The 26,797-nt window shown below is 45.3% G+C and carries 23 protein-coding genes; 11 read left to right on the plus strand and 12 right to left on the minus strand.

All coding sequences use genetic code 11. From position 1 onward, the window contains the following. The first annotated feature begins 111 nt into the window (after window positions 1-111). The 5 genes from mutS to NIASO_RS07960 all read left to right on the plus strand — a co-directional run bounded on the left by mutS (window position 112) and on the right by NIASO_RS07960 (window position 6,079). Window positions 112-2,733: a DNA mismatch repair protein MutS gene (mutS, locus tag NIASO_RS07940; RefSeq protein WP_025298802.1), complete on the plus strand. Its 2,622-nt coding sequence runs from the start codon at window positions 112-114 to the stop codon at window positions 2,731-2,733. A gap of 40 nt (window positions 2,734-2,773) precedes the next feature. Further along, the gene (locus tag NIASO_RS07945) at window positions 2,774-3,328 is read left to right on the plus strand and encodes a sugar O-acetyltransferase (RefSeq protein WP_008584564.1); all 555 of its coding nucleotides are present in this window, start codon (window positions 2,774-2,776) and stop codon (window positions 3,326-3,328) included. 190 nt (window positions 3,329-3,518) lie between these two features. Next, on the plus strand, window positions 3,519-4,262 hold the full coding sequence (gene bshB1, locus NIASO_RS07950; protein WP_008584562.1) for a bacillithiol biosynthesis deacetylase BshB1: 744 nt from the start codon (window positions 3,519-3,521) through the stop codon (window positions 4,260-4,262). Window positions 4,263-4,367: 105 nt separating this feature from the next. Beyond that, complete coding sequence (locus NIASO_RS07955) at window positions 4,368-5,450, plus strand: fatty acid desaturase family protein (protein WP_008584560.1); 1,083 nt, start codon at window positions 4,368-4,370, stop codon at window positions 5,448-5,450. A 161-nt stretch (window positions 5,451-5,611) separates the two neighbouring features. After that, entirely contained in the window at window positions 5,612-6,079 is a 468-nt protein-coding gene (locus NIASO_RS07960) for a VOC family protein (RefSeq protein ID WP_008584559.1), read from the plus strand. A 327-nt stretch (window positions 6,080-6,406) separates the two neighbouring features. Here NIASO_RS07960 and ruvA read toward each other — a convergent pair whose 3' ends face one another. Continuing rightward, a complete protein-coding gene (gene ruvA, locus NIASO_RS07965) occupies window positions 6,407-6,994 on the minus strand; it encodes a Holliday junction branch migration protein RuvA (RefSeq protein WP_025298803.1) in 588 nt (195 codons plus the stop codon). 149 nt (window positions 6,995-7,143) lie between these two features. Between ruvA and NIASO_RS07970 the strand changes: the two genes are divergently transcribed. Beyond that, on the plus strand, window positions 7,144-8,145 hold the full coding sequence (locus NIASO_RS07970; protein ID WP_008584555.1) for a beta-ketoacyl-ACP synthase III: 1,002 nt from the start codon (window positions 7,144-7,146) through the stop codon (window positions 8,143-8,145). A 70-nt stretch (window positions 8,146-8,215) separates the two neighbouring features. Here the strand turns inward: NIASO_RS07970 and NIASO_RS07975 are convergent, their stop codons facing one another. The 4 genes from NIASO_RS07975 to NIASO_RS07990 all read right to left on the minus strand — a co-directional run bounded on the left by NIASO_RS07975 (window position 8,216) and on the right by NIASO_RS07990 (window position 12,157). Next, the gene (locus tag NIASO_RS07975) at window positions 8,216-9,430 is read right to left on the minus strand and encodes an Lnb N-terminal periplasmic domain-containing protein (protein WP_008584553.1); all 1,215 of its coding nucleotides are present in this window, start codon (window positions 9,428-9,430) and stop codon (window positions 8,216-8,218) included. A gap of 16 nt (window positions 9,431-9,446) precedes the next feature. After that, on the minus strand, window positions 9,447-9,986 hold the full coding sequence (locus NIASO_RS07980) for a YceI family protein (protein WP_008584551.1): 540 nt from the start codon (window positions 9,984-9,986) through the stop codon (window positions 9,447-9,449). A 7-nt stretch (window positions 9,987-9,993) separates the two neighbouring features. After that, window positions 9,994-10,356, minus strand: a complete 363-nt coding sequence (locus tag NIASO_RS07985) for a CoA-binding protein (RefSeq protein WP_008584549.1) — start codon at window positions 10,354-10,356, stop codon at window positions 9,994-9,996. 157 nt (window positions 10,357-10,513) lie between these two features. Continuing rightward, a complete protein-coding gene (locus NIASO_RS07990) occupies window positions 10,514-12,157 on the minus strand; it encodes a pyruvate dehydrogenase complex dihydrolipoamide acetyltransferase (RefSeq protein WP_008584547.1) in 1,644 nt (547 codons plus the stop codon). Window positions 12,158-12,374: 217 nt separating this feature from the next. On the opposite strand from NIASO_RS07990, the gene NIASO_RS07995 reads away from it, so the two are divergent. Continuing rightward, on the plus strand, window positions 12,375-13,031 hold the full coding sequence (locus NIASO_RS07995) for a hypothetical protein (protein WP_008584545.1): 657 nt from the start codon (window positions 12,375-12,377) through the stop codon (window positions 13,029-13,031). Between the two features lie 126 nt (window positions 13,032-13,157). Here the strand turns inward: NIASO_RS07995 and NIASO_RS08000 are convergent, their stop codons facing one another. The 4 genes from NIASO_RS08000 to NIASO_RS08015 form a co-directional block, all read right to left on the minus strand. Continuing rightward, a complete protein-coding gene (locus NIASO_RS08000; RefSeq protein ID WP_008584543.1) occupies window positions 13,158-13,466 on the minus strand; it encodes a rhodanese-like domain-containing protein in 309 nt (102 codons plus the stop codon). Further along, window positions 13,463-14,332 (minus strand): PASTA domain-containing protein, encoded by an 870-nt coding sequence (locus NIASO_RS08005; protein ID WP_008584541.1) that lies wholly within the window; start codon window positions 14,330-14,332, stop codon window positions 13,463-13,465. The genes NIASO_RS08000 and NIASO_RS08005 overlap by 4 nt, the downstream gene beginning before the upstream one ends. A gap of 31 nt (window positions 14,333-14,363) precedes the next feature. Then, a complete protein-coding gene (locus tag NIASO_RS08010; protein ID WP_008584540.1) occupies window positions 14,364-15,356 on the minus strand; it encodes a D-alanine--D-alanine ligase in 993 nt (330 codons plus the stop codon). 88 nt (window positions 15,357-15,444) lie between these two features. Continuing rightward, window positions 15,445-15,792 (minus strand): 4Fe-4S dicluster domain-containing protein, encoded by a 348-nt coding sequence (locus tag NIASO_RS08015; protein WP_008584538.1) that lies wholly within the window; start codon window positions 15,790-15,792, stop codon window positions 15,445-15,447. Between the two features lie 71 nt (window positions 15,793-15,863). Between NIASO_RS08015 and NIASO_RS08020 the strand changes: the two genes are divergently transcribed. The 3 genes from NIASO_RS08020 to NIASO_RS08030 all read left to right on the plus strand — a co-directional run bounded on the left by NIASO_RS08020 (window position 15,864) and on the right by NIASO_RS08030 (window position 19,695). Further along, window positions 15,864-16,871, plus strand: coding sequence for an acyl-CoA reductase (locus NIASO_RS08020; RefSeq protein WP_008584536.1), 1,008 nt, complete (start codon window positions 15,864-15,866; stop codon window positions 16,869-16,871). A gap of 135 nt (window positions 16,872-17,006) precedes the next feature. Then, window positions 17,007-18,563, plus strand: coding sequence for a trypsin-like peptidase domain-containing protein (locus NIASO_RS08025; protein WP_008584534.1), 1,557 nt, complete (start codon window positions 17,007-17,009; stop codon window positions 18,561-18,563). Window positions 18,564-18,828: 265 nt separating this feature from the next. After that, the gene (locus tag NIASO_RS08030; protein ID WP_008584532.1) at window positions 18,829-19,695 is read left to right on the plus strand and encodes a universal stress protein; all 867 of its coding nucleotides are present in this window, start codon (window positions 18,829-18,831) and stop codon (window positions 19,693-19,695) included. 209 nt (window positions 19,696-19,904) lie between these two features. Here NIASO_RS08030 and NIASO_RS08035 read toward each other — a convergent pair whose 3' ends face one another. Beyond that, window positions 19,905-21,338, minus strand: coding sequence for an alpha-amylase family glycosyl hydrolase (locus tag NIASO_RS08035; RefSeq protein ID WP_008584530.1), 1,434 nt, complete (start codon window positions 21,336-21,338; stop codon window positions 19,905-19,907). 46 nt (window positions 21,339-21,384) lie between these two features. On the opposite strand from NIASO_RS08035, the gene NIASO_RS08040 reads away from it, so the two are divergent. Beyond that, window positions 21,385-22,614, plus strand: coding sequence for a 4-hydroxy-3-methylbut-2-enyl diphosphate reductase (locus NIASO_RS08040; RefSeq protein ID WP_008584528.1), 1,230 nt, complete (start codon window positions 21,385-21,387; stop codon window positions 22,612-22,614). A gap of 286 nt (window positions 22,615-22,900) precedes the next feature. On the opposite strand, the gene glgP is transcribed toward NIASO_RS08040, so the two are convergent. Together glgP and glgB are read right to left on the minus strand one after the other, a co-directional pair. Then, window positions 22,901-24,568: an alpha-glucan family phosphorylase gene (glgP, locus tag NIASO_RS08045; protein ID WP_008584526.1), complete on the minus strand. Its 1,668-nt coding sequence runs from the start codon at window positions 24,566-24,568 to the stop codon at window positions 22,901-22,903. Window positions 24,569-24,718: 150 nt separating this feature from the next. Continuing rightward, complete coding sequence (gene glgB / locus NIASO_RS08050; RefSeq protein ID WP_008584524.1) at window positions 24,719-26,683, minus strand: 1,4-alpha-glucan branching protein GlgB; 1,965 nt, start codon at window positions 26,681-26,683, stop codon at window positions 24,719-24,721. Window positions 26,684-26,797: the final 114 nt, after the last annotated feature.

Genomic DNA, 26,797 nt, shown 5'->3' on the forward strand with positions numbered 1-26,797 from the left:
CCAAAATAGTTAAAAATCAAGCCTTTTATTGACAAAAAAGCAACCGGCGTGTGTAAAATGATATGCTCTTCCCGCCTGCAAAAATGCGCTTTTGCCCTATTTTTGCCCTCCATGGCCAAAGTAAAAAATAACCCCCAGGATACCCCGCTGATGCAGCAGCATAAGGCGATTAAGCAGAAATACCCGGATGCAATACTCCTGTTTCGTGTGGGTGACTTCTATGAAACCTTTGGCCAGGACGCCGTCATAGCGTCCCAGGTGCTGGGCATTACGCTAACCAAACGCAATAACGGGGCCGCCGCCTCGCTGGACCTTGCCGGTTTTCCGCACCATTCGCTGGATACTTATTTACACAAACTGGTGAAAGCGGGCTACCGGGTGGCGATCTGCGATCAGTTGGAAGATCCTAAACAAGCCAAGGGCATCGTAAAACGGGGTGTTACCGAAATGCTTACACCGGGCACGGCAGTGAACGACAAACTGCTGGAGCATAAAAACAATAATTTTCTTGCAGGGATTCATTTTACCGATAACGATCAGTTCGGTCTTGCCTTTTTAGATCTTTCTACCGGCGCGTTTTTTATCGCCGAAGGCGACAAAGAATACGCGGATAAATTGCTGCAAAGCTTTAACCCGTCAGAAACAATCTTTCAACGGCATCAACAAAAAAGATATAAAGAATACTTTGGCGGTAAAACTTATATTTATACGTTAGACGAATGGATCTTTGACGTAACGTATGCACAGGATACCTTGCTAAAACATTTCCAGACACATTCATTAAAAGGCTTTGGGATTGAAGGGCTGGAACTGGGCATTACTGCCGCAGGCGCATTGATCCACTACCTGAGAGATACCGAGCATCCGAATCTTCAGCACATAACCGCCATTGAAAGCATCCGCAAAAATGATTTTCTGTGGATGGATAAGTTCACCATCCGTAATCTCGAACTGATGGGCGGCGGCCCTGATCAGCATACCCTCATCAGTGTTTTGGATAACACCACCTCCCCCATGGGAGCGCGCTTATTAAAACGATGGATGATCTTTCCACTGATCGACATTCAAAAAATAAACGAGCGGCTGGATGTTGTGGAACTGCTGATCAAAGAAACAGATCTTCGTCAATCTTTAATACAGGCGATCAAACAATGTGGAGATATAGAACGACTGGTAGCAAAGATCCCCACAAAAAAGATCAATCCCAGGGAAATATTACAACTCGCCAGGGGACTGCAACAGGTGGCTATTATCAAACAACTTTGCGAAGCCGAACAACAAGGCTATTTGCAACAGGTGGGTGCTGCATTGGATCCCTGTCCTATAATTGCGGCGAAAATAAGTGCACAGATTATTGAAAACCCTCCGGCCTCAATAGCCAAAGGAGGAATGATCCAAACCGGCGTGCTGCCCGGGCTGGATGAATTAAGAACGATCTCTCAAAACGGGAAAGCCTACCTGGCCCAATTGCAGACCAAAGAGGCAGAACAGACGGGCATCAGCTCGCTTAAGATCGGGTTCAACAATGTATTTGGTTATTATCTTGAAGTAACCAATATTCATAAGGCAAAGGTTCCCGACAGTTGGATTCGCAAGCAGACCCTTACCAATGCGGAGCGCTACATCACCCCTGAATTAAAAGAATACGAAGAGAAAATTACCGGCGCCGAAGAAAAAATACTGACGCTGGAACAACAGCTTTACGAGCAGTTGCTAAATGAATTGTTTACCTGGCTGGTCCCCATTCAAACGAACGGCAATCTTATCGCCGTGCTGGATTGCCTTTGCTGCTTCGCACATAATGCGCTGCAGTATCAATATAAACGGCCCGTTGTTCATGAAGGCGCAGATTGGAGTGTAAAAGAAGCAAGACATCCCGTGATTGAGCGCAATCTGCCGGTGGGTGAGGCCTACATCAGCAATGACCTGGAACTGAATAAAACCGATCAGCAGATCATCATTCTTACCGGTCCGAACATGAGCGGTAAATCAGCACTGTTAAGACAAACAGCGCTGATCACCCTGATGGCGCATATGGGAAGTTTTGTTCCGGCAACTGAAGCCCATATTGCATTGACCGATAAAATATTTACCCGTGTGGGCGCTTCCGACAATCTAAGTGGCGGCGAAAGTACCTTCATGGTGGAGATGAATGAAACAGCCTCCATTATTAATAGTATTACCGACAGAAGCCTGGTGTTACTTGATGAAATAGGTCGTGGTACTTCTACCTATGATGGCATTTCCATAGCCTGGAGCATTGCCGAATACCTGCATCAATCGCCGCACAAACCCAAAACACTATTTGCCACCCATTACCACGAGCTTAATGAACTGGAAGAAAAGTTCACGGGCATCAAAAACTATCATGTCACCAATAAAGAAATAGGCAATAAGATCATCTTCCTGCGCAAACTGGCGCGTGGTGGCAGTACCCATAGCTTTGGTATTCATGTAGCCAAGATGGCCGGTATGCCGCCAGCCCTGATCAACCGGGCTAACCAGATACTGGAACAACTGGAACATAAACATGTTGATGAAAAAAACGCCGGCACTTCCATCACAGAAAAAATAAAAGACATCACTAACCCGAAATTCCAGCTCTCGATATTTGACGTGCACAGCCAAACTTTTGATGAGATCCGGCAATTGCTCACGGATATCGACATTAACCGGCTCACTCCGGTAGAAGCGCTGCTGAAATTACAGGAGATAAAGGGAAAATTACAGTAGAAAGCATATCCATCGGTTAGGTGTAACTTAAAAAACTATAATGACAGAAAAAGAAAAGTGCAAACAGGGACTGCTCTATGCAGCGAATGATGAACAATTAACAGCGGAGCGGCGTATTTGCAAAAGTATATGCCAGCAATATAATCAAACGGAATATTCAAACATCGAAAAAAGAAATGAGCTCCTTGAAAAAATAATCAAAAAAACCAAACAGCATTTTGTAATTGAACAACCGTTTTGGTGCGACTATGGCTATAATATTGAGCTGGGTGAAAACTTCTATTCGAATCACAATCTTATCATATTAGATGGCGCCAAAGTAACGTTTGGAGATAACGTATTTATAGGGCCTAATTGCGGTTTCTATACGGCGGGGCATCCGGTAAATATTGAACAAAGAAATGAAGGGCTCGAATATGCCCAACCTATTACCATCGGCAATAACGTTTGGCTGGGTGGAAATGCAGTAGTTATGCCTGGTGTAACCATTGGTGATAATACAATTATAGGAGCCGGAAGCGTGGTAACTAAACCGATTCCGGGGAATGTGGTTGCAGTGGGCAATCCCTGCCGTATTTTAAAAGAATTAAAATAACAACGCCGCAAAGTAACATTTGGCCAGGGAGCCGGTGAAACGATAGGTCAAAGACAATTGACAACAATATCTTCCCGCATTTCCGTCTTCCCGGCACTGATTTGCGTCTGGCTTTTTACACGGCCACAAAGGGCTTCTCCGCTTTTCACATTTCTTTCGTTTCTTTGCACCTGCTGAACAATACAAACAAATGAAATTAGATATATTAGCTATCGGTGTGCACCCGGACGACGTAGAGTTATGCTGCGCGGGCACGCTGTTAAAAGAAATCCAATCCGGAAAAAAGGCCGGAATCATTGACCTTACCCAGGGGGAATTAGGTACCAGGGGCACAAAGGAAACCCGTTATAAGGAAGCTGCCGATGCGGCACGGATCATGGGCGTCTCCGTAAGAGAGAATTTAAAAATGCGGGACGGCTTTTTTAAAAATGATGAGGAGCACCAGCTACAATTGATAAAAGTGATCCGCAAATACCAGCCCGATATTATTTTGGGCAATGTATTGAACGACCGGCATCCCGACCATGGCCGCGCAGGGCATTTGATCAACGACGCCTGCTTCCTCTCGGGATTGGCTAAGATCGAAACGTTTGACGATGCCGGCGCCCCCCAGCAAAAGTGGCGCCCTGCCTATTTCTTTCAATACATGCAAGATTGGTTTCATGATCCCAACCTGGTTATTGACATTTCCGATGTTATTGACCTCAAAATGAAAGCAATAGAAGCATACGCCACCCAATTTTATACAGGTGCTGCCCCCTCGGGGGATGCGGAGCCCCAAACCTACATCTCTACGCCGGACTTCCGGGAAAGCATTTTAGCCAGAAGCCGCATGCTGGGCAAGCGGATCGGCGTAAAATATGCAGAAGGCTTATTGAGTACCAAGGTAATAGGAATGTCCAACCTATCAGGCGTTATCCTGAATGAGACCTGATAAACGTTAAAAAGCCGCCCTTTATTTTGTGAAATTTAATGCGGAAAGCTTATGGGTTTTGGTTACCTTTGCACACCGAAATATAAATATAAAAGTATTCTAACAATGGCTTTTCCAAAATTTGCAACTCCCCCGCCCCCTTCATTTCACACGGTTTTAAAAAACCGGGTTCATGATTATTTTGAAGAGAAAGGTGTGCAAAGTACCGGAAATTTTCGCCTGTACTCAAAAGCTCTGTTCCTGGTTGCGGGTTTTTTGGCGGTTTATATTCACCTCGTATTCTTTACGCCCGCCACTGCCTGGGCTATCATCGAATGTTTATTGCTGGGGCTGTTCACATCGGCCATCGGCTTCAACATTATGCATGATGGTGCGCACGGGAGTTTCAGCAGCAAGCCCTGGGTAAATACCCTGGCCGCATCTTCTTTAAATTTTCTTGGAGCCAATACTTTTATGTGGAAGATGAAGCATAATGTGATCCATCACGCTTATACCAATATTGACGGGATTGATGACGACCTTGATGCCAAGCCCTTTTTGAGACTCTGCGAATCGCAGAAGTTTTACAAAATGCACCGGTACCAGCATCTTTATTTCTGGTTCGCGTATTCATTGCTGTATCTTTTCTGGATCTTCTTTTCCGACTACAAAAAATATTTTACGGGCAAAGTGGGTGATATCCCTTTAAAGAAAATGAAGCCCAAAGACCATTTCGTATTTTGGGGATTTAAGTTATTGCATATTTTCCTTTTTGTGGCGTTCCCCATTTATATGCTGGGTTTTGAGGACTGGGCCATCGGCTTCCTGGTATACACGCTTTTTTCCGGTTTTGTACTTAGTATTGTTTTTCAGTTAGCGCATACGGTTGAAGACACTCATTTCCCTGTTGTGAACGAGCAAAACAATAAAGTAGACGATGAGTGGGCCATTCACCAGTTGAAGACCACAGCCAATTTTGCCACAAAAAACAGGTTAGCCTGTTGGTTTATGGGCGGATTAAATTTCCAGGTGGAGCATCATCTTTTCCCCAAGATATCGCATATACACTATCCAAGGATCAATAAGATCATCAAAAACACCTGTAAGGAGTTCAATGTAAGTTATATTGAATTCCCGAAAGTGTTCTCCGCTTTTGTTTCGCATGTTGCGTACCTGAAGGAACTCAGCAACCCGGGGCTGGCACATTAGCATTAACAATAAACCTGAAAGGTTAAACGATAAACGCGAGTGGGCCGCATTTATCGTTTCGCGTCTCACCATGCAATAAGCATAACACTGGTTAAATTTTTCTTAGCCGGTAGAATCATACAATTTTATCGATACATTTGATGTAATAAACGATGCCAGTAATGAAAAAAATTCATTTATTACTTCTTTTGATTTTATTGTCCGCCATGAAGCTGAACGCCCAGGAAAAAAATAATGCCGCGGTGCTTGCCAATCATCAGGCCATTTACGTTGTAGACCTGAAGAAGGCTGCCAACTTTTACGCCTCCATCATCGGTTTGCAGCAGGTAGAGGAGCCTTTCAAGATAGGAAAGCACGCCTGGTTCAAGACCGGTCCGCATACAACCCTCCATATCATTCTTGGTGCTGATAAACCGAAGGAATATTTTAAGAACAATCACATGTGCTTTAGCGTTCGCTCATTAGATGACTTTATTGCCAAGCTGGATAAGAATCACGTTAGCTATGAAGATGTAAAAGGACAAAAAAGCGCCGTTACTACCCGTGTGGATGGCGTAAAACAAATATGGCTGCAAGACCCCGATAATTACTGGATAGAGATCAATAACGATCCGTCGGTGTTTCAATAGAGCGCACGCTCTTTTCGCACAGGTGGCACCGATTCGGGTACATGACAGATTTATCTTTTCAGCTCCGGCAGGAGCGGCTGTGTTTATAGAAAATATACGAACGGGGATTATGCTCCCCTGGAGCCATAGCCACTCCGTTTGAATTCAACATTTTTTATCAAAAGCGAAGGTTCATTATCAAATGCAATACTAACAGGAGCTCGCCTTTATCGCCCTAACGAAACGATCAGCTCTCACCTTTCGCGATAATGCCCTTTTACATTCCTTATTCATATATTCCTTATTCTACATTCTCTGGAAGGCGCCGCTTAAGAAAATGGCATTGCTTTATAGGCTCTTTAGCGCTTTTTTAATGAGCTGCTCCAGCCCGATCCCCGGCTCCTGGGCCATCGTTTTCCGGATAGCGCCTTCTCCCATCGCGCGGTTGATCCCCAGCGCCATGAGGGCTCCCAGTGCATCCTGCATCAGGGAAGAGCCGGCGCTTTGTAAAGGTTCAATAGTAAGGTCGGTACCAGCCTTCCCCAGTTTATCTTTTAATTCCAACACCGCCCGCTCGGCCGTTTTTTTCCCGATCCCTTTAATGCGCTCCAAGGCTTTTGCATCTCCGTGGGTAATGGCTGTTATGATCTCCTCGGGCTTCATGTAGGAAAGCATCAGGCGGGCCGTCCCGGCGCCAATGCCGGAGACGCTGATCAGTCCCAAAAAAATTTCCTTTTCCTTTGCTTCAGCAAAACCATAAAGCAGTTGGGCATCTTCGCGCACCAAAAGGTGCACAAACAGCAAGCCGGCATCCGCATGTTCTATTTTTGAAAACGTATTCAAACTGATGTTCACTTCATACCCTACTCCATTAACATCAACAACTACCGTCGATGGTGTTTTATAAACAAAGTTCCCTTTTAAATAAGCATACATAGCGCGAAAGTAATACATTCTGACATCAGCCGAATACTATAAAACGGGGAATTAATATCCGTTTGATTTAACGAACCTGCTCATTTTGATGCAAACTATTCTTTTTTATCCCCTAACTTTGGCTCCAAAAAATTATTTATAATAATACGATGAGCAATAAAATTACCGCAGCCATCACAGCCGTTGGCGGATATGTTCCCGAAGATAAGTTAACAAACCAGGACCTGGAGAAAATGGTAGATACTACTGACGAGTGGATCCGTACAAGAACAGGAATTGAGGAGCGCAGAATATTACGTGGCGAAGGAAAGGGCATATCTGAAATGATTGTACCGGCGGTAAAACAGTTGCTCGAAAAACGCGGTATTGATGCATCTGAAATTGACTGTTTGATTGTGGGCACCGTTACCCCCGATATGGTGTTCCCTGCCACCGCAAATATTGTTTGCGATAAGATAGGGGCAAAAAATGCCTGGGGTTTTGACGTATCAGCAGCATGCTCGGGGTTTCTTTATACGCTGACCTTAGGTTCAAGTTTAATTGAAAGCGGCCGTTATAAAAAAGTAGTGGTGGTGGGAGCGGATAAGATGAGCGCCATTATTGATTATACAGACCGTGCCACCTGCATTATTTTTGGCGATGGGGCCGGCGCAGTCTTGCTGGAACCCGCTGAAAACGGCTTTGGCATAAAAGATAGTCTTCTGAGAAGTGATGGCAGCGGTGCACAATATCTGAAAATGAAAGCAGGCGGTTCTATGTATCCCGCCTCTGCGGAAACCGTTGCAGCAAAAGAACATTTTGCTTTCCAGGAAGGCAAAACCGTTTTTAAATTTGCAGTTACCGGCATGGCGAATATAAGCGCTGAATTATTGGAAAAAAATAATCTGACCGGCAACGATATCGCCTGGCTGGTTCCCCATCAGGCCAACCTGCGGATCATTGACGCAACAGCAGAACGCATGGGATTACCCAAGGAAAAGGTTATGATCAATATTCAACGGTTTGGGAACACTACCGCAGCAACGATCCCTTTATGCTTATGGGAGTGGGAGCCTCAATTAAAAAAAGGAGACAAATTGGTACTGGCTGCTTTTGGCGGAGGGTTTACCTGGGGCGCCACATTAGTAGAATGGGCCTACGATCCTAAATAGCAGCATATTTTTTCCCGTTGATTTATACAGATCTTTTTCGCTGATCTATGCAGATCGTTTCGTTTTCTCGTTAAGGCTGCAGGAAATTTGATGCTCCTTTCTCATATGGAGCTGGTTTTTGTCTTATATAAAGATGCCCATACACCAGCAACAGACCTAACAACAGCGGCATTATTTCTGAGAAAGGCATTTTCTGAATGCCGCAACTATGAACAATAATGGCTGCCATCAGCAATAGTATTCCAAAAAGAGCATACCCCCTTAAAAACCGGTATTGTTTTTTTATGAAAAAGGGCACGGCTATATTGAATGGTATTGCCCACAATACGTTCCAGTTATTTTTACAAGACTGATGATCGGTTACCAGCCACATAAACAACAACTGTAAGCCAAGCAAGCCGGTTGCGATCAGTACCAGGGAACAAAACAGCTTTTTTACTGTTTTTAAGCGGGGCGATAAAAAGCTTAAGCCCAATAAAAGAAAAAAAACAGAAAACACTATGAACGGTACATTGATCGCAGCCGCAACCTTCCTCGTTTTTCCGGGCAAAAGCTGCTGCGTGGTTGCGAAGGGTGCTCCCTTGTAACTGGCCCCCTGAAAGGCTTTACATAAATAATCCGGTAAAAAAAGCGCCGTGCGTTCTGTCATCTGTTTATCCACAGGACTTCCCAAAACAAGATCGATACCCAACCGCTCCCAATGTTTATTTTCAAGGTATTGATCAATAACGCTTCGGTACGAAACAGTTGTATTTCCTAATACCGGGCCGAACGAAAATGCAGGCCCCAGCACCTTTGGGAAAATATCGCGTACCCGCGTAGCACAATTATCAAAAAGAAAATCATACCGGTAAGATCTGTTTTCAGGCAAAAGGTTCGTTTCTAAAAACTGCCGGACCTTTTCTTTTTCGGTAAGCGTCAATTGCAACACCTGTTCTGCAACCCCACGCGATTCATAGCGGTAGCTTTGGATAAAGTCCTGAAAATCCTCTTTGTCCAGGAAATACAACAGTTTCCCTAACGTAAACCTGGTGTAAAAATCTGGATCATTAAAATCAAAAGTTCCGTAATTATAAACGATGTCGGTTCCGGCAGTTGAATCAATAATGCGCACGGCTGTGTGCCCAAACGAGGCATACAGTTCCTCCCCAACAGCACAGGTAAGAATACTGATACGCAGCCGGTTATTGGCAACGTTCCTTTGCTCCGGCTGCGGTTGAGCATGCGCCCGGAATAAAATACCAATCAGGAAAAGCAGAAATCCATGTCGTAACGCACTCACCATGAATTGAAGTTACCCGTTATTTTGCCACCACCGTCAACACAATATTCACTTTATCACTCAAGGTCATGCTGCTGCCCCCGATCTTATAATCCTGGCGGATCAGCGGGAAGCCCCCGGTCAGCCGGTATCCCCCGCTAACGGGCTTTGCAATAAAATCAAATTTTATTTCTTTTGAAATTCCATGCATGGTTAAAATAGCTTCCGCATAGTAAGTGTCGCCTGATTTAGGAAGGATCCGTTTGGATTGCAGCCGGATCTGCGGGTATTTTGCTGCATCAAAAAAATCGGAGGTTTTCAAATGCGCGTCCCGCTTATCGATCCCGGTTTTAATGGTGGCTACCTCCACCGTAACATCAAAATTACTTTTATCCGGAGTTGTTTTGTTTATTGTAATGGTTCCTTTCAACCCCGAAAAAGTACCATTCACATCCATTCCCATATTGCGCGCTATAAAAGCCACTTTGCTTTCGGCATCGGATGGTTTCAATACCTGCGCTTGTAAGGAAACGGTTGCCGTCAAGAATAGCACAGCCAACGCAAAACTCGTTTTCTTCATAATATAATTAAAATTGGTTTGTAGATAATAACACTAAAGTGCAGGCCTCCAAAGGTTGAATGCCCTGTTCCCGGGCCTTTGCAGCCAGTTGTTCGTTTTCTGCGCCAGGGTTGAAAATAATCCGCTTAGGATGCAGGTTCAGTATATAAGATTCATATTCTTTTTGGTTTTCACGATTAAGATAAACGGATATGGTGTCTACCTCTTTCTCATCCGTTTTTTTATTTTGAATGAACACATCGCCGACCTTCCCTTCTTTTTTTCCAATAGCGACTACTGCATGGTCGTGCGCCCGCAGCCGTTTCACCGCCATATTGCTATACCGTTCGGGATTCTCTGAAGCGCCTAATACGATCGTTTTTTTATTCATAACTATTTTTTTGACAGGAAAGCAGTGCGTCCAAAGCAACTGAAAAACAAACCTTCCCCCTTTTCCGCCTTCCCGGCTGACCAAACTACAGTATAATAGAACAGGCTGCCCCATGTAAAGGTTGCAGCCTGTAATTTTATTTGTGCTTTTTTTGTAGTTACACCAACATCCGCAGCGGTTCTTCCAACAATTCTTTCAACGTTTGCAGGAAGGCAGCTCCTTTAGCGCCGTCCACCACGCGGTGATCGCAGCTTAAAGTAACCTTCATAATATTTCCCGGAACAACTGCGCCATTTTTAACAACAGGCACTTGTGAGATGCCTCCTATTGCCAGGATACAGGCATCAGGAGGGTTAATAATGGCGGTAAATTCATCTACCCCAAACATTCCCAGGTTGGAGATCGTAAAAGTGCTTCCTTCCCAATCTGAAGGTTGCAGTTTCTTATCTTTTGCCTTTTTGGCGTAGTCTTTTACCTCTGTTGCAATCTGAGACAATGATTTTGCATCAGCGAAACGCACTACCGGCACCAGCAGGCCATCTTCTATTGCTACAGCCACACCGATATTCACATGGTGATTAACACGGATCTTATCTCCCAGCCAACTACTGTTAATAGCCGGATGTTTTCTCAATGCCACCGCACATGCCTTTAGAACAAAGTCATTAAAGGAAATTTTTACAGGGCTGGTTTCGTTGATCTTAGCGCGACTCGTCACGGCATTATCCATGTCGATCTGCATCGTTACATAAAAATGCGGCGCCGAATATTTACTTTCCGCCAGTCGTTTGGCGATCACCTTACGCATCTGGGAAACCGGAACTTCTTCAAAACTCACCTGTCCGGCAGGTGCTGCAACTACGGGCTGCGCAGCGCTTTGAGCGGCCGCCGGTGCTGGAGCGGTGCCCGGCTTATAGTTATCGATATCTGATTTTATGATGCGCCCGTTGTCGCCTGTTCCCTGCACCAGGCTCAGATCAATCCCTTTATCCGCCGCCATTTTTTTGGCCAGCGGAGAGGCTTTCACGCGGCCATCCCCCGACGTATCTGTCTGTACTGCCGCGGGCTCCGCCGCTACCGCAGGAGCTGCCTGTTGTGCAGCAGGCTGTTCTGCCGCCGCAGGTGCCGCTACAGCCCCGCCACCTTTTACAGCCGCAACAATGGCATTCACATCAACGTTGGCAGCATCGCCAATAATACAAAGCAGGTCGTTCACCTGGATCTTTTCGCCTTTTTGCGCCCCCTGGTACAATAAGGTACCATTCTTATAGCTTTCCAGCTCCATAGTGGCCTTATCGGTTTCGATCTCCGCCAACAGGTCGCCTTTTTTAACCGGATCACCAATATTTTTGGCCCAGCTTGCAATAACACCTTCTGTCATGGTATCGCTCAAACGGGGCATTAAAACCACTTCTTCCATCTTGGACACATCCACAGTTGGCGCTGCTTCTGTTTTTGAAGGAGCTACAGTTTGGGAAGCAGTAGCTTCCGGAGCCGCTTCGGTTTTTGTTTCAGTTTTGGCAGCGCCCCCGTTTCCGCCTACTAACCCGGAAACATCTTCCCCCGCTTCACCTACGATCGCCAAAAGGTCATCCACCTGGAGTTTGGAGCCTTTGGGGCCGCCCAGGTACAGGATAACGCCATCCTTATAGCTTTCCAGCTCCATGGTGGCTTTATCGGTTTCAATTTCCGCCAATAAATCGCCCTTTTTAACGGGATCACCCACTTTCTTATGCCAGTCTGCAATTACACCTTCTGTCATTGTATCGCTCAAACGGGGCATTAATATCTTCTCTGCCATTACCAGTATTATTTTCGCCGAAATTAAGGTAAAATGATGAAATATACTTTAAAAGATCGTCAGGATTTCATGAATAAAATGAGTTGAACCTATACGAATAATTGTATTTTTGGCTTTTATGATAAACCGGCGCGGATGATGGAGTTATGCCTTCATTTTGTGCTGTAACGCAACTATTCGCAGGGGGTGTTGCGTCTAAGCTCTGTAATTGACTGAAATGAAAAAGATAGGATTATCTATATTGATGGGGGTATTACTGCATACGCTGGTATGGGGTCAGAAGAAATTGACCGAGGGAACTGTTTATTATGATATTGTGATCAACACCAATAACAGTAAACCTTCAGTGCCTGCAATGATGGATGGTGCTACTACGGTTGTTTACCTGAAGGGAAGTTCCAGCCGCTCCGATTTTGTTTCCTCGCTGGGATCGCAGTCTACGATCATCGATGGCAAAACCGGCAATGTGACCATTTTAAAGGATTATGGCACGCAGAAATTCATGTCGAGCCTTTCCCAGACAGAATGGAAAAACATCAACAAGCGCTACGACAATCCAACCTATACTATTGAGAATGAATTTAAAACAATAGCTACCTATAATTGCCAGAAGGCGATCGGTAAGCTGAGCGACGGCACTACGTTCACCGTTTATTTTACCAAAGACCTGGTTCCGGTGAATACTGAATTCCAGAATATTGCCCGCAACCTTCCGGGCCTGGCGATGGAGTACGAAGCTGTACAGGGGAAAACAAAAATTACTTACACCGTATCCAATGTCGATTTCGGAGCAGTGCCGTTATCGAAATTTGATCTGCCCCAGTCTGGGTACCGGGTTATTCCTTACACCGAATTAATGAAAAGTAAAAAGTAGGTACGCTACTTTTGAAAGAAAGGGTTCCCGCAGATTTCTGCGGATAAATCAACATAACTTCCCGTCTTTGCAGCTTCCCGGCAACTATTGAGCTTCTCAGATCCCGCGAACTTTGCAGCAGCCGACTTAATTACCAAATGCTTCCAGCCAGGCCAGCACGCCTCCTTCTACGTTTACGGTATTTTTAAAACCCATTGATTCCAGCAACTGGCAGGCCATAGCGCTTCTTTTGCCGCTACGGCAATGAATAATGAGCTCTTCGTCTTTCAGCGGCTCCAGCTCCTCTACTTCCATATGCTGGATCTGCCCGAGCGGGATCAGTTTTGCGCCGATATTATATTCTTCATATTCAGCAGGTTCCCGTACGTCGATCAGGTTTATTTTTTCCCCACTGTCTATTCTTTTTTTAAGTTCTTCTACTGTGATTGTATTCATGGCTTTGGAATATTAGAAGTTTTTTTAGTTGAATCCTTATGTACCGTATGAGACGAATCGATCTTATTCCCATTTCCTGCACTGGTGGAATCTACCACCGGCCGTTCCAGGCTTAGCCAGATGTCAACGATTTGCCCGGGCCGGATTGTTCGGGGCGTACCATCAATATCAAACCGGTCGGGACTTTGCCGGTACACAAAAGCATTTAAAGTATCCGTAACACCACCGGAGGTTATAACAGATCCCAGGCCAAGCCCTTTACCTTCCAGCACGGCCTTTGCATCACCAAAGGTTAGCCCGATCAGATTGGGCACCGATACGGAAGTTCCCAAACCATTGCCTACAACCAGGTCTATTTTTGAGCCTTCACGGATTTTTGCACCCGGCTGAATATCCACTCCATTGTACAATTGCTGCAATACCGAATTTTTTGCAAAATCGGGTTTAAAGGTAGTATCACCCAGTTTTAGCCTCAGATTTTGCAAGGTAAGCTCCGCGCTTCTTAAACTATAGCCAATGATATTGGGCATCTCAACCAGCGGCGGCACCGCCCGGTTGATTGTTAAATAAACGGTCCGGGTAGATTTAACCACATCCAGCTCATCCGGTATTTGCCGTACCACCTGCAGCGGTTTCAGGCTGTCGATATAAACACTGTCCTGTACTTCGATAGAAAAGCCGGCATCGCTCAATATTTTTTCCGCCTGCGGCAATGTTTTTCCCAGCACGGACGGCACTGTTTTAGCGTCATTGTGATGCGTTAACCATCCTAAAGAAAGGATCACGGCCGAAAACAATGCCAATGCTAAAGTAACCCCGGCCACAATATTTACCCACAGCGGTCTGCTTGTAATAAATTTAAACATTCATCAAAAATATATGTGGTAAATATAGGACTTAAGCAAAACATTCATCCACTAATAAAGAATAAAAATCTGTGAGATTTCCCCCTGCGGCTGCTACCTGCTGAGGCACAATACTTGCGGCACTTTGCCCCGGGATCGTATTTACTTCCAACATAAAAGGCCTGCCGGCAACTTCATTATAAATAAAATCAATCCGGATCACCCCGCGGCAATTAAATACCTCGTACACTTTCTTTGCAGCAGCGCGTACTTTTTCTGCTATAGCTTCCTCCACCACTGCAGGCGTAATTTCGGATGACTTCCCTTCATACTTAGCTTCAAAGTCAAAAAAGGCTTTATCAGCATGGGCCTTTACCTCCGTCAGCGGCAAAACGGTTATCCGGCCCTTCGATTGGTACACCCCCACGGTAAATTCACGGCCGGTGATCATTTCTTCTACCAACACCTGCGCATCTTCTTTAAATGCTTTCGCTATGGCCGCTTCCAGTTCTTCTGCTTTTGCTACCTTGCTCATGCCAATGCTGGAACCGCCGTTATTGGGCTTCACAAATAAGGGAAGCTTTAATTGTTCCAGTACTGTTGCTGCCGTCACGGGCGTATGGGCAAACAAATGCAGGGAGTTGGCCACATCGATCCCCGCCATTTTTGCCACCGCAACCGTATAACGTTTATTAAAGGTAATTGCAGAAGTGGTGGCATCGCAACCCGTGTAGGGAATCTTCAGCATATCAAAATATCCCTGCAGTTTTCCATCCTCACCCGGGGTGCCATGCATCCCCAGGAGCACTGCATCAAATTGCACTTTCTGATCACTTTCCCAAATAGTAAAATCATCTTTACTTACCCTGGTTTTATTGCCCAGACTGTCGGTATAAAACCATCCGTCCGGGTTAATATCAATAATAAACACATTATACCGCTGCCGGTCCAGGTGCTTATCTATCGTGGCCGCACTCTTATACGAAATAACAGATTCTCCCGATAAGCCACCTGTTACCAATGCAATGTTCTTTTTTCGCTCCATAGTTTTACTTTTTGATGCTTGCTTCGCAGCTATAAAAAAAGGCTCGCTGCCGTTGGCAGAAAGCCTGAATGAAAAAATTTATTACCGGTTATAAATGTAATTTTTCTTTTTTTGCCAGTAATTCTTCAACGGTTTCCTGGTATTGCTCATCCGGAACGCAGCAATCCACGGGGCAAACGGAAGCACATTGCGGCTCCTCATGAAATCCCTGGCATTCGGTACATTTATCGGGAACAATATAATAAGTATCATCACTGATCGGCGGGTTCTTAAAATGCGCATCCACCACACTGCCGTTAAATAATTTATATTCGCCGGTTACCGCATTGCCATCTGAAATGGTCCACTCCACCCCGCCTTCGTAAATTGCATTATTCGGACACTCAGGTTCACAAGCCCCGCAGTTAATACATTCTTCTGTTATTTTTATTGCCATCTCTTCAAAATTATTATTTGGTTAAAAGTTGTGTTTTATCGTTTTATTTTGCACAAAATTAATCATTGAAGATGAGATTAGCGCAACGTATTGAATTATTAGTAAAATTGGGGCAGTATATGCTGGGAGCGGATGAAGATTGGCAGGAAGCGAAAACACTGGCCTTTAGAAAGAATGGATGGTTCCTTCCTGAATTTATCGATCTGGCGGTTAAAAATATCGCCACCAGTTTTTTGCAGGAAGCAACTTTGAAAAAATGGACCGCGGCCTACCCTGCCCTTGCTGCTGACACCAACCCATCGCAACTGGTTGGCCTGGTAATGGCGGGTAATATTCCGATGGTAGGATTTCATGATATGTTGTGCATTTTTATAAGCGGCAATAAAGCGCTGGTCAAAGCCTCCTCAAAAGATGAAACGCTGATACCCCACCTTGTAAAAAAAATGATCGGATGGGAACCGGAAGTGGAGCAACTCATCTCCTTTGCCGCTTTACTAAAAGGATGCGATGCCTATATTGCCACCGGAAGCGATAATACCGCGGGATATTTCGATTATTATTTTTCAAAATACCCAAGCCTCATCCGGCGCAACCGCACTTCGGCGGCCATATTAACGGGGAGGGAAACAACAGAAGAACTGGAAGGGCTGGCAGATGATGTACAATTGTATTTTGGACGGGGCTGCAGGAATGTAACCAAACTATTTGTGCCGGAACAATACGGGTTTGAGCCCCTGCTGCGGATATTTCAAAAATACGATTACCTTTCAGAGGTGCATAAGTACAAAAACAATTATGATTATAACCTGGCGCTCTACCTGCTGAACCACCGGTTTTACATGAGCACGCCGGCGTTGCTCCTGGTAGAGGACCCTTCTTTTTTCGCGCCTGTAAGTCAGCTTAATTACGGATACTATAGCAACAGATCAGATCTTGCCGGCGAATTGATCAATAATTCATCGGTGCAGTGCATTGTGGGGCACGGATATATCCCCTTCGGAATTGCACAAAAACCGGCCATTGATCAGTATGCCGACGGGGCGGATACCCTGCAGTTTTTATTGGACTTAAACGCCTAGTATAAAGCCCCTTCAAAGTACGAAGACTTTAGTAAAACTTTGTTAAACTGGCTTGCGGTTTTATCAAATATCCTTTGCAATTTGTTATTTTGTAGCGCGTAATTAATGAAAAATGAATATTAAATAAACAGAACAATGAAATTGAAACAACTTCTTTTAGTGATTGCAGTAAGTGTGGTATCTGCATTTGCAGGTGTTTTCCTTTACGGAAAATTTGCGCGGGGGGGAACGAGCGGCATCGGTGCGCCAACCGATGGAAAATTACCCGCGAACTATGCGGCTTTTTTCGACAGCAATGGCACAGCCGCAGAACCAACCGATTTTACCAAAGCGTCGCAATCGGCCATTCCGGCGGTAGTGCATATCAAAACAAAAATTCCGGCAAAAAAGCTTAGTAATAACCTGCCTAACCGCGGCAGAAGCGGTGATCCGTTTGACGATTTTTTTGGCGATATGTTTGGTGTAGGACCCCAGATACAGCCTGAGCAAAAAGCATCGGGCAGCGGTGTGATCATTAGTCAGGATGGCTATATTGTAACCAATAACCATGTGGTTTCAGACGGGGCAGACGGTGTGGCTCCTGAAATTAAAGTAACCCTGAATGAAGGCAGAAAAGTATATACCGCCAAAGTAGTGGGGCGTGATCCGAGCACGGACCTTGCCGTATTAAAGGTAGACGCTACCAACCTGCCTTATATGATCTATGGCAACTCAGACGATGCAAAGATCGGGCAATGGGTGCTGGCTGTAGGTTATCCTTTTAACCTGGAAGCAACGGTTACCGCCGGTATTATCAGCGCCAAAGGAAGAAATATCGGTATCAACGCGCAGCAAAGCGTGTCGCCGGTTGAATCCTTCCTGCAAACAGATGCTGCGGTAAACCCCGGCAACAGCGGCGGTCCGTTAATCAATACCAACGGACAATTGCTAGGCATCAACTCTGCTATCCTGGCGCCTACCGGAACGTATGCCGGTTATTCTTTTGCGATCCCGGTAAACATTGTAAAAAAAGTGGTAAATGACATTATCAAATATGGTGATGTAAAACGGGGCTATATCGGCATTACCTATTCGCCTACCGACCAGCAGAACGCGCAAAGTTTAAGAGCTAAAGGAATACAGACCGATGCGGGTGTATATGTTTCAGGCGTTTCCGACAACGGTGGGGCGGCAAAAGCAGGCATTAAGGCCGGCGATGTGATCACAAAAATAAACGGCACAGATATTACCTCTGTAAACCAGATGGGCGGTACTATTGCAAGCGCCCAGCCCGGCGATAAAGTAAAACTAAGCTACCTGAGGGGCGGCAAGGAATACACTTCGGATATTACCCTTACTGCAAAACCGAACGAGGTTAAGATCACCGCCAGCGGTGTTTTAAGTGATCAGTTGGGAGTGGACCTTGCAAACGTGGACAGTAAACGGGCAGCCCAGTTACATATACAGGGAGGCGTTGAGATCAAAAACATCCGGGCAAACGGATTATTGAGCAAGAGCCGTATCGACAAAGGATTTGTAATTACCTCTGTAAACGGGCAACCGGTTAAATCGGTTGACGACCTGGCGAAGGTATTGGCTGCCAGCAGAAGCGGTGCCGTACAATTTAATGGTATTTACCCCGGGTACAGCGGACAGTACTCTTACCAGATCAACCTGAACGGTGATGGCAATGATGATGATTCCAGTTATTAGTAATAGCTGACATTTTATAAGAAAAAAAACCGTCTCAAAAGAATTGAGGCGGTTTTTTTGTTGGAACCCCGTTGCAGGTCACCGGTTTCCGGATTCTTGTTTCCCTTTTCTCATTATAAAAAAAAGCGATACCTTGTATAGGGAAACGAGTGGCTTTTCAAAACGGTTTCCGTAGAAAACGCAGATCAAATGCAAAAAAGAGCCATCAGCGAAGTTCAGCAGGGTATTAATGATCAAGCTCTTTAAACGCTAAATAAACTTTATCATGAAAAAAATTCTAGCCCTGACCGATTTTTCCAGCAATGCCGACCAGGCGGCACGGTATGCATTAACCCTGGTGCAAAAATGGCAAAGCGGCGAACTCACATTGCTGCATACTTTTGAACCGCCGGTATTCATTAATGACGCCGCCGGCAACTTAACACCCGATGGCATCCCCAACCCGGTTAATTACTCACTGGTGATGGAGCAGGCCGACCTGATGCGCCAATCCGGCGAAGAGCGGATTACGGTTCTTAAAGAGGAGCTGGAAGCAACAACGACCCATAACCTTACTATAAAAACTATTGTTGAAGAGGGTTTCCTGGGCGACTCAGCCAATGAAATTATCCAAAAAGAATTGACAGACCTCGTAGTTATGGGAATAAAAGGCAAAACGGGGCTGGAAAAGATCATTATGGGGAGCAACGCTGTAAAAGCCATCGGTGCCATTGACGCTCCCCTGTTAATTGTTCCCGATAAGGTGTCTATAACTACCCCCACAAAAATTGGACTGGCTTCAGACCTTAGTTTGCTTTCTGCTGAGAACCTGCGCCAGTTGCACAATTTTTTAAATGCATTTAACGGCGCATCCCTGTCTGTAATAAATATAAATATGGACAAAACCAGCGCTACCAATGAAGAAAGAATCAGTGCGCTAAAAGCGCAGCTATCCGACCTGGACCCCGCATTTTATTTTATCGAAGCACCGCATATTGAAACCGGTCTGGAAACCTTTGTCCGGGAAAACGCCATTTCAATACTGATCTTCATTCATCATGAAAAGGGCTTCTTTGCCAGCCTGTTTCACAAAAGCATCAGCAAACAAATTGCCTGGCATACAACAGTGCCGGTATTGCGGTTGAAGAATTAAGCGCGACAGTTTAGACTTTTTAACCACATAGATACAATAGAAATCATAGCGTTTAAGGCGGCATAGATTTCCCCGCCGTGGCGGGAAACATAGCTACTATGTTTTCTGCTATCATATCTACGTGCCTGTCCAGCAGGGCAGGACAAGTTATAGTTAAAATAATTTAGTTATACAGAATGCACGAATAACTTGTTTACCGCAAATTGTGGTTATTGCTTCTCATACACCAGGAAACCATAAGGCGCAATTTCAAAATGTTTGCCGGTTGTAAAATCACTGGCAACGCCTGTAAAAACATTTTTGAACGAGCCGGCAAGATTGGAATCACTGATATCAAATTGCAGCCCTTTTGCATCAGAAAAATTCAACACCACCAGCACTTCTCTATTCCCGTTCTTTCTGAGGTAAGCAAGGATCTTATCGTCGGCAGTGGTAGCCAATTTATAAGTAATAACAGCAGGATCGCCTCCACGCAACGCAGGGTTATTGGTATGAAGATCCAATAGTGTCCTGTAAAAATCCATCAGCGTCAGGCCTTCTTTTGCACCCGCACTCTTTGACGGCCAAGGGATCGGGTCCTTATCAAAAAACTTAAGCCGCTTGTCTTTTAAAGGGAGCTCCTGCCCACTGTACAGCAGTGGAATACCGTTCCAGGTACAACTGAAAACCGCCAGCGGTTGTGCCAGGTTACCATATTTTTCATATTCGGTACCATTCCAACTGTTTTCATCATGATTGCTGGTAAACCAGGCCCGCATGCTGGAATCGCCGAGAGCGCTGTATTGCTTCAGCAGCTCAAACAAACCGGACAGCGGCTGCTGTTGCTTAAAAAAATCTTCTGTCTGGTGCATCCATTTCCAGGAATAGCTTGCATCAAATACTTTTCCGTACTCCGGGTTTTCCAGTTCGTCAAATTCGCCCAGCCAGAACAGGGGTTTCAGGGCATCCAACTGCGGGCGCGCTTCCTGCCAGAAATCCACTTCCACCCAGGAAGCCAGATCACAACGGAAACCATCGATGCCAGTGTGCTGCACCCAGAACTTCATGGCGTCGATCATTGCTTTTCTCAGTTCCGGATTTTTATAGTTCAATTCAATAATATCGTCCATACCACTGGCAGCATGAAAACTACCATCGCTGTCATGCAAATAATAATCAGGATGCGTCTTCGTCCATACATGATCCCATCCGGTATGATTCGCCACCCAATCGATGATCACTTTAAATCCCATTGTATGCGCCTGTTGTACCAACCGCTGAAAATCTTCCAGTGTACCAAATTCGGGGTTAACCGCCGTATAGTCGGAACAGGCATAATAACTGCCCAATGTGCCCTTGCGTTTTTCTTTTGCAATGGGCGTAACCGGCATAAACCAAAGCGTTTGCACGCCCATGTCTTTTAAACGCGGTAACGCAGCCGCAAAAGCGTTAAAAGTGCCTTCAGGTGTATATTGGCGAATATTTACTTCGTAGATATTGGTGGAATGGGCCCATTCCGGAGTTCTTTTTCCCACTGTTGTCATAACCGTTTGTTTTTCCTTTGAGTCCTTTTTCCCGCGTTCCTTTGGCATCAGTTTGCAGGATAATGCGCCAAAAGCCATCCCGATAGCTACCGGGACCAGCACTAGATACAGGACTCTCATGTCATTTGTTTTGCTGAAGATAGTTATTAAAGATTAATTTTGCGCCATGAAGCAGTTTGAGGTACCGTTTTTTTACAGAAGTCCGCTAATATCCAATATTAAAAGAAAAAGAAGAAGTACGGATAAGTTAAAGAAAGACTTTTCGCCCACCCTTTTGGATTTTGGAGCAGTACAAATTTACCTGGCCCGGCATTTTGGCTTTTGTTATGGTGTAGAGAATGCAATTGAAATTGCTTTTAAAACGGTGGATGAAAATCCCGGGAAGCGGATCTTTTTGCTAAGTGAAATGATCCATAACCCGCAGGTAAATGAAGACCTTTTAAGCCGCGGAGTACGGTTTTTACAGGACACGCACGGTAAACAGATCATCCCTTTTGAAGACCTTACCCGTGAAGATATTGTGCTGATCCCGGCGTTTGGCACCACCCTGGAGATCGAAAAAAAATTAAAGGAGATCGGCATTCGTACAGAGCAATATAATACCACCTGCCCTTTTGTTGAAAAGGTATGGAACCGCAGTGAAAGCATTGCAAAAAAAGCCTACGCTATTATCATTCATGGCAAGCCCAGCCATGAAGAAACCAGGGCCACTTTTTCGCATGCGGCTTCCAATGCTCCCTCTGTGGTGGTGCGGGATATGCAGCAAACCATTGAACTGGCAAAATACATTACCGGTGAAAAACCTGCAGCGGATTTTTACACCGAGTTTAAGGGACAATTCAGCGAGGGCTTTGACCTTGAAAAAGATTTGTCGCGCATCGGGGTGGTAAACCAAACAACCATGCTGGCGAGCGATACTCAGGCCATTGCTGATTATTTAAAACAGGTAATGATTGAAAAATATTCATTGACCAAAGAAACGCTTGCCGAGCGCTTTGCAGACACAAGAGATACCCTTTGCTACGCCACTAACGACAACCAGACCTCGGTAATGGAAATGCTGACGACCGCCGCTGATTTCGCGATTGTGGTGGGCGGGTACAATTCTTCCAATACCTCCCACCTGGTAGAACTTTGTGAAGAAAAGCTGCCTACTTATTTCATTAATAACGCCGGCAAGATCCTTAACCGTAATGAAATATTACATTACGATTTCCATAAAAAACAGGAACTGCTTACCAACGGTTTTCTTCCGGATCACGCACCGGTAAAGATACTGATGACCAGTGGCGCTTCCTGTCCGGATGCCCTGGTGGAAAAGGTGATTGAAAAAATAGCGGGCTTTTTTACGAGTGAGGAACAATTGAGTAAAATGACGGCGCAGTTTTCTGCATAGTTTAAAAAATGTGTGATGGAAAAGCCGCGTGCTAATTATTAGCCGGAAATGCGGAAAGACGGGAAAGTCATGCCGGCCGATAAATACTTTTTTGCTAGTGCTATGTCAAGCACATTTTATTAGGCCACAAAAGCACTAAGCCACTAAGTTATTATTCTTGGAGCCTTCGCGTCGTCGTGGCATCAGACATTATATACTTGACTTAACACTAGTTTTTGGCGCGCTGTAGCAAAACAAAAAATGTGCGACTGTGAAGCCGCACATTACTATTAAGTTTATCGGTGATCTATTGAACCGGCGCGTTATACATCAGTTCATAATATTCGTGCGCCATGCGGTTACTTTCAAACTGCCACCGTACGTCCTGCATACCATTCTTCATGATCTGGCGCCAGGTATTGTAGTCGTTGTAATACAATGGAATGATCTGGGAAGTAAGAATTTCATATAATTTATTCAAATCGTATTCGTCCTGCTCCTGCACGTGCATATTGGCATAATCTGCTTTAGGGATCACGAAACCGTTATGCCCGTTATTGATAAATTCAGGGATCCAGCCATCATCGGTAGAGAAATTAACCGCACCGTTCATAGCGGCGGTCATGCCACTGGTACCCGATGCTTCGCGCGGAACACGGGGGTTATTCAGCCATACGTCGGCAGCCTGTTTCAGGCGTTTGGACAGTCCCAACTCATAACCGATCATTACAGACACATTTTTATAGCTCTTACTTAAATGCACCAGTTCGTTAAATTCTCCTATTGCCGGAAAGTCCATCGGATAAGGTTTTCCGGCCCAAATGATCTGGATCGGATATTGGGTATTGGTCATCAGTTCATGAAACCGCTCTCTGTCCGAAGCAATCAGTCCCGCTCTTTTGTAGCCCGCAAACCTCCTGGCCCATACGATGGTGAGCACATCCGGGCTAAACAATTTGCCGGTTTGATCTGCCACTATCTCAAAAGCCCTTTTCTTCAGGAATTTCTTACGATCATCAAAACCGTAGTCGTCGCCCACATCTTTGAACTTATACATTTGCTTATCGGCCCAGTAGGTCCAGTTCTGTGCATTCGTAATGGATATGATGGGGCAGATACCATCATATTTGCCCCACATTTCACGCGACACTTCCCCATGCAACCGCGAAACCCCATTGGCAATATGCGCAAAACGCAGGGCCACCAGTGAATGATTAAACTGATCTTCCGGGTCATGCGTCAGCGCCTTTACTTCATCCACGCTCAAGCCACAGAAATAACTCATTTTATGGCAGAGGTAGATATCATGTTTTTCATTGCCGGCTTCTTCCGGAGTATGCGTGGTAAATACCAGGCGCTTTTTTACTTCGTTAAGATCACGATGATACTTCTGGTATAAATAAAAAGCAGCCGAAAGGCCATGCGCTTCGTTTAAATGATAAATTTCAGGGTTGAATCCCAGCAGGTCGATCAGCTTGGCGCCACCCACCCCCAGCAAAATGAACTGCGCTACTTTGGTTGCCACGTTGGCATCATACAGCTTATGCGAAATAGTTTGCGATACATAATCGTTTTCCGGCAGGTCGGTGCTCAGCAGGAACAGTGGCGCGGTTTTGAACGTTTCGGGGGCCAGGTAGTAGGCCTTTACCCAAACCGGGGCGTCATGTACCAGTATTTGAAATTTGATGCCGGTGTCTTCCAGAAAGCTGTACAATTTTTCATTCCAGGCCACATCCAGCGTCTGGTCCTGGTTGCGCTCCTGGTCGTAATACCCGTATTTCCATAAAATACCAATTCCGATCATATTTTGCTTCAACTCATAAGCACTCCGGAAATGCGAGCCGGATAAAAATCCCAATCCACCACTATAAATCTTCAACGGCTGATGAATGGCAAATTCCATCGAAAAATAAGCTGCTTTTTTCTCATAATTCTTATCTACTTCATAAGGCACTTTGAAATTCTCAAAACTCATATATACTGATTAAGGTTTGCAAAATAAGCGAAATATAGCGATAAACATGTATAAAATACACAGCCGTTAATAACAGTGTGGATAAAACACATTGAATCGTTGCACCGGTATATACCGACGACTTTTTTTATATAGTGATAAGGCGCTCGTTTATTTCAGTATCACTCCGGCCAGTGGCGGCAGGTTGAGGGTGATCTTATAGCGCTGGTTTTCTTTATCAATACATTCTGACCGGATGGTTTGGTTGAATACATCTCCGGTGCCATCATACTCTTTACTATCAGAATTAAACAATTCCTGCGTATACTTTTTTCCCGACACTTCAATCACCCAGTCATGCTGCACTTCCGGCGTCATGTTCAGCACCACCAACAACTCCTGTTCCGGTGCGTTGCCTTTTCGTTTGTATACGATCACACCTTGTTCCCGGTGGTTCAGGTCCACCCATTCAAATCCATCGGTATTAAACTGGTTCAGGTGCATGGCCGGTTCAGCCACCAGGACCTTGTTCAATGTGCGTAAACATTCCTGCGCGCCCTTATGACTGTTGTGCTGCAGTAAAGACCAATCCAGTTCCGATTTATAATTCCACTCTGAGGTTTGCCCAAACTCAGATCCCATAAATAATAATTTCGCTCCCGGGTGCGTCCACATATAAGTGAAGAATAACCGGAGGTTCGCAAATTTCTGCCAAAGGTCGCCGGGCATCTTAAAGATCAGCGGGCTCTTGCCGTGCACTACCTCGTCATGACTGATGGGCAGCATAAAATTCTCATCATAATAATACATCAGGCTAAAAGTGAAATCGTTCTGATGGTATTGCCGGTAAACCGGATCCAGTTTAAAATAATCCAGTGAATCGTGCATCCAGCCCATCATCCATTTCATGCCAAAGCCCAGTCCGCCTTCAAACGTAGGCTTCGAGACCCCCGGCCAGTCAGTAGCTTCTTCCGCAATCGTCTGTGTATCCGGAAAATCGCGGTACACTGTTTCATTCAGGTGCTTTATAAAACGGATCGCTTCCAGGTTGCCGTCGCCGCCGAACTCATTGGGCTCCCACTCTCCTTCCTTCCTGGAATAATTTAGTTTCAGCATGGAACTTACGGCATCCACCCGCAAACCGTCAATATGAAATACTTCCAGCCAGAAGCGGGCGCTGCTGATCAAAAACGATTTCACCTCTCCCCTTTTATAATTAAACACATAAGAGTTCCAGTCCGGGTGATAGCCTTTCCGCATATCAGCGTATTCATAAGTATGCTCTCCGTCAAACATAAAGAGGCCATGCGCATCATAGGGAAAATGAGACGGCACCCAATCAAGGATCACGCCGATGCCAGCTTTATGAAAAGCATCTACCAGGCGCATAAAGCCTTGTGGATCGCCAAAGCGGGAGGTAGGTGCGAAATACCCCGTTGTCTGGTAGCCCCAGCTCCCGTCGAAGGGATGTTCGGTTACCGGCATCAGCTCCACATGTGTAAAGCCCATTCCCTTTACATAGGGCACCAGGCGTTCCACCAACTGATCATAAGAATTATAAGAATGTTCGTCCGACGGATCCGGCCGCTGCCAGCTTGCGAGGTGCACTTCATAAACGCTCCAGGGAGCCTCTAATGCATTATGCTCTTTTCGCTGCGTTTCCATCCAGGATTGATCCTTCCATTCATAATGCAGGTCCCAGGTGATGGAAGCCGTCATGGGCCGCAGTTCCCAGTAATGTGCAAAGGGATCGCCTTTATCCACCGCATTATTGGCTCCCACAATATGATATTTATAAACCTCTCCCTGCTTAAATCCCGGAATAAAACCTTCCCAGATACCGCTGTTATCCCAGCGTGCCGTAAGCGGATGGGTAATTTTGTCCCAGTCGTTAAAATTCCCCGTAACAAAAACAAAACGGGCGTTAGGGGCCCACACACAAAAATACATCCCCCATTGGCCGTTGACCTGGATGGAATGTGATCCAAATTTCTCATACAGGGAATAATGCGTTCCGTTCTGAAAATTCTGAACATCTGTTGGCGTCAGTAATGAGTAAGTCCAGACAGGCTTAGAGGTATCGATAAAGTTCTCGGCTTCAAAAGCTTCCTGTAGTTTGTTGATATCGGTAGGCATATGATCAGTTGTTAAGCAATGTACGATATTTTTCAACGCAATGTTAGGGGAGACGAATTCTGGTTACAGGGTACAGGTTTCAGGTTACTGGTTTCAGGTTTCAGGAGGTTACTG

The organism is Niabella soli DSM 19437 (genome assembly GCF_000243115.2).
Classification (GTDB): Bacteria; Bacteroidota; Bacteroidia; order Chitinophagales; family Chitinophagaceae; genus Niabella; species Niabella soli.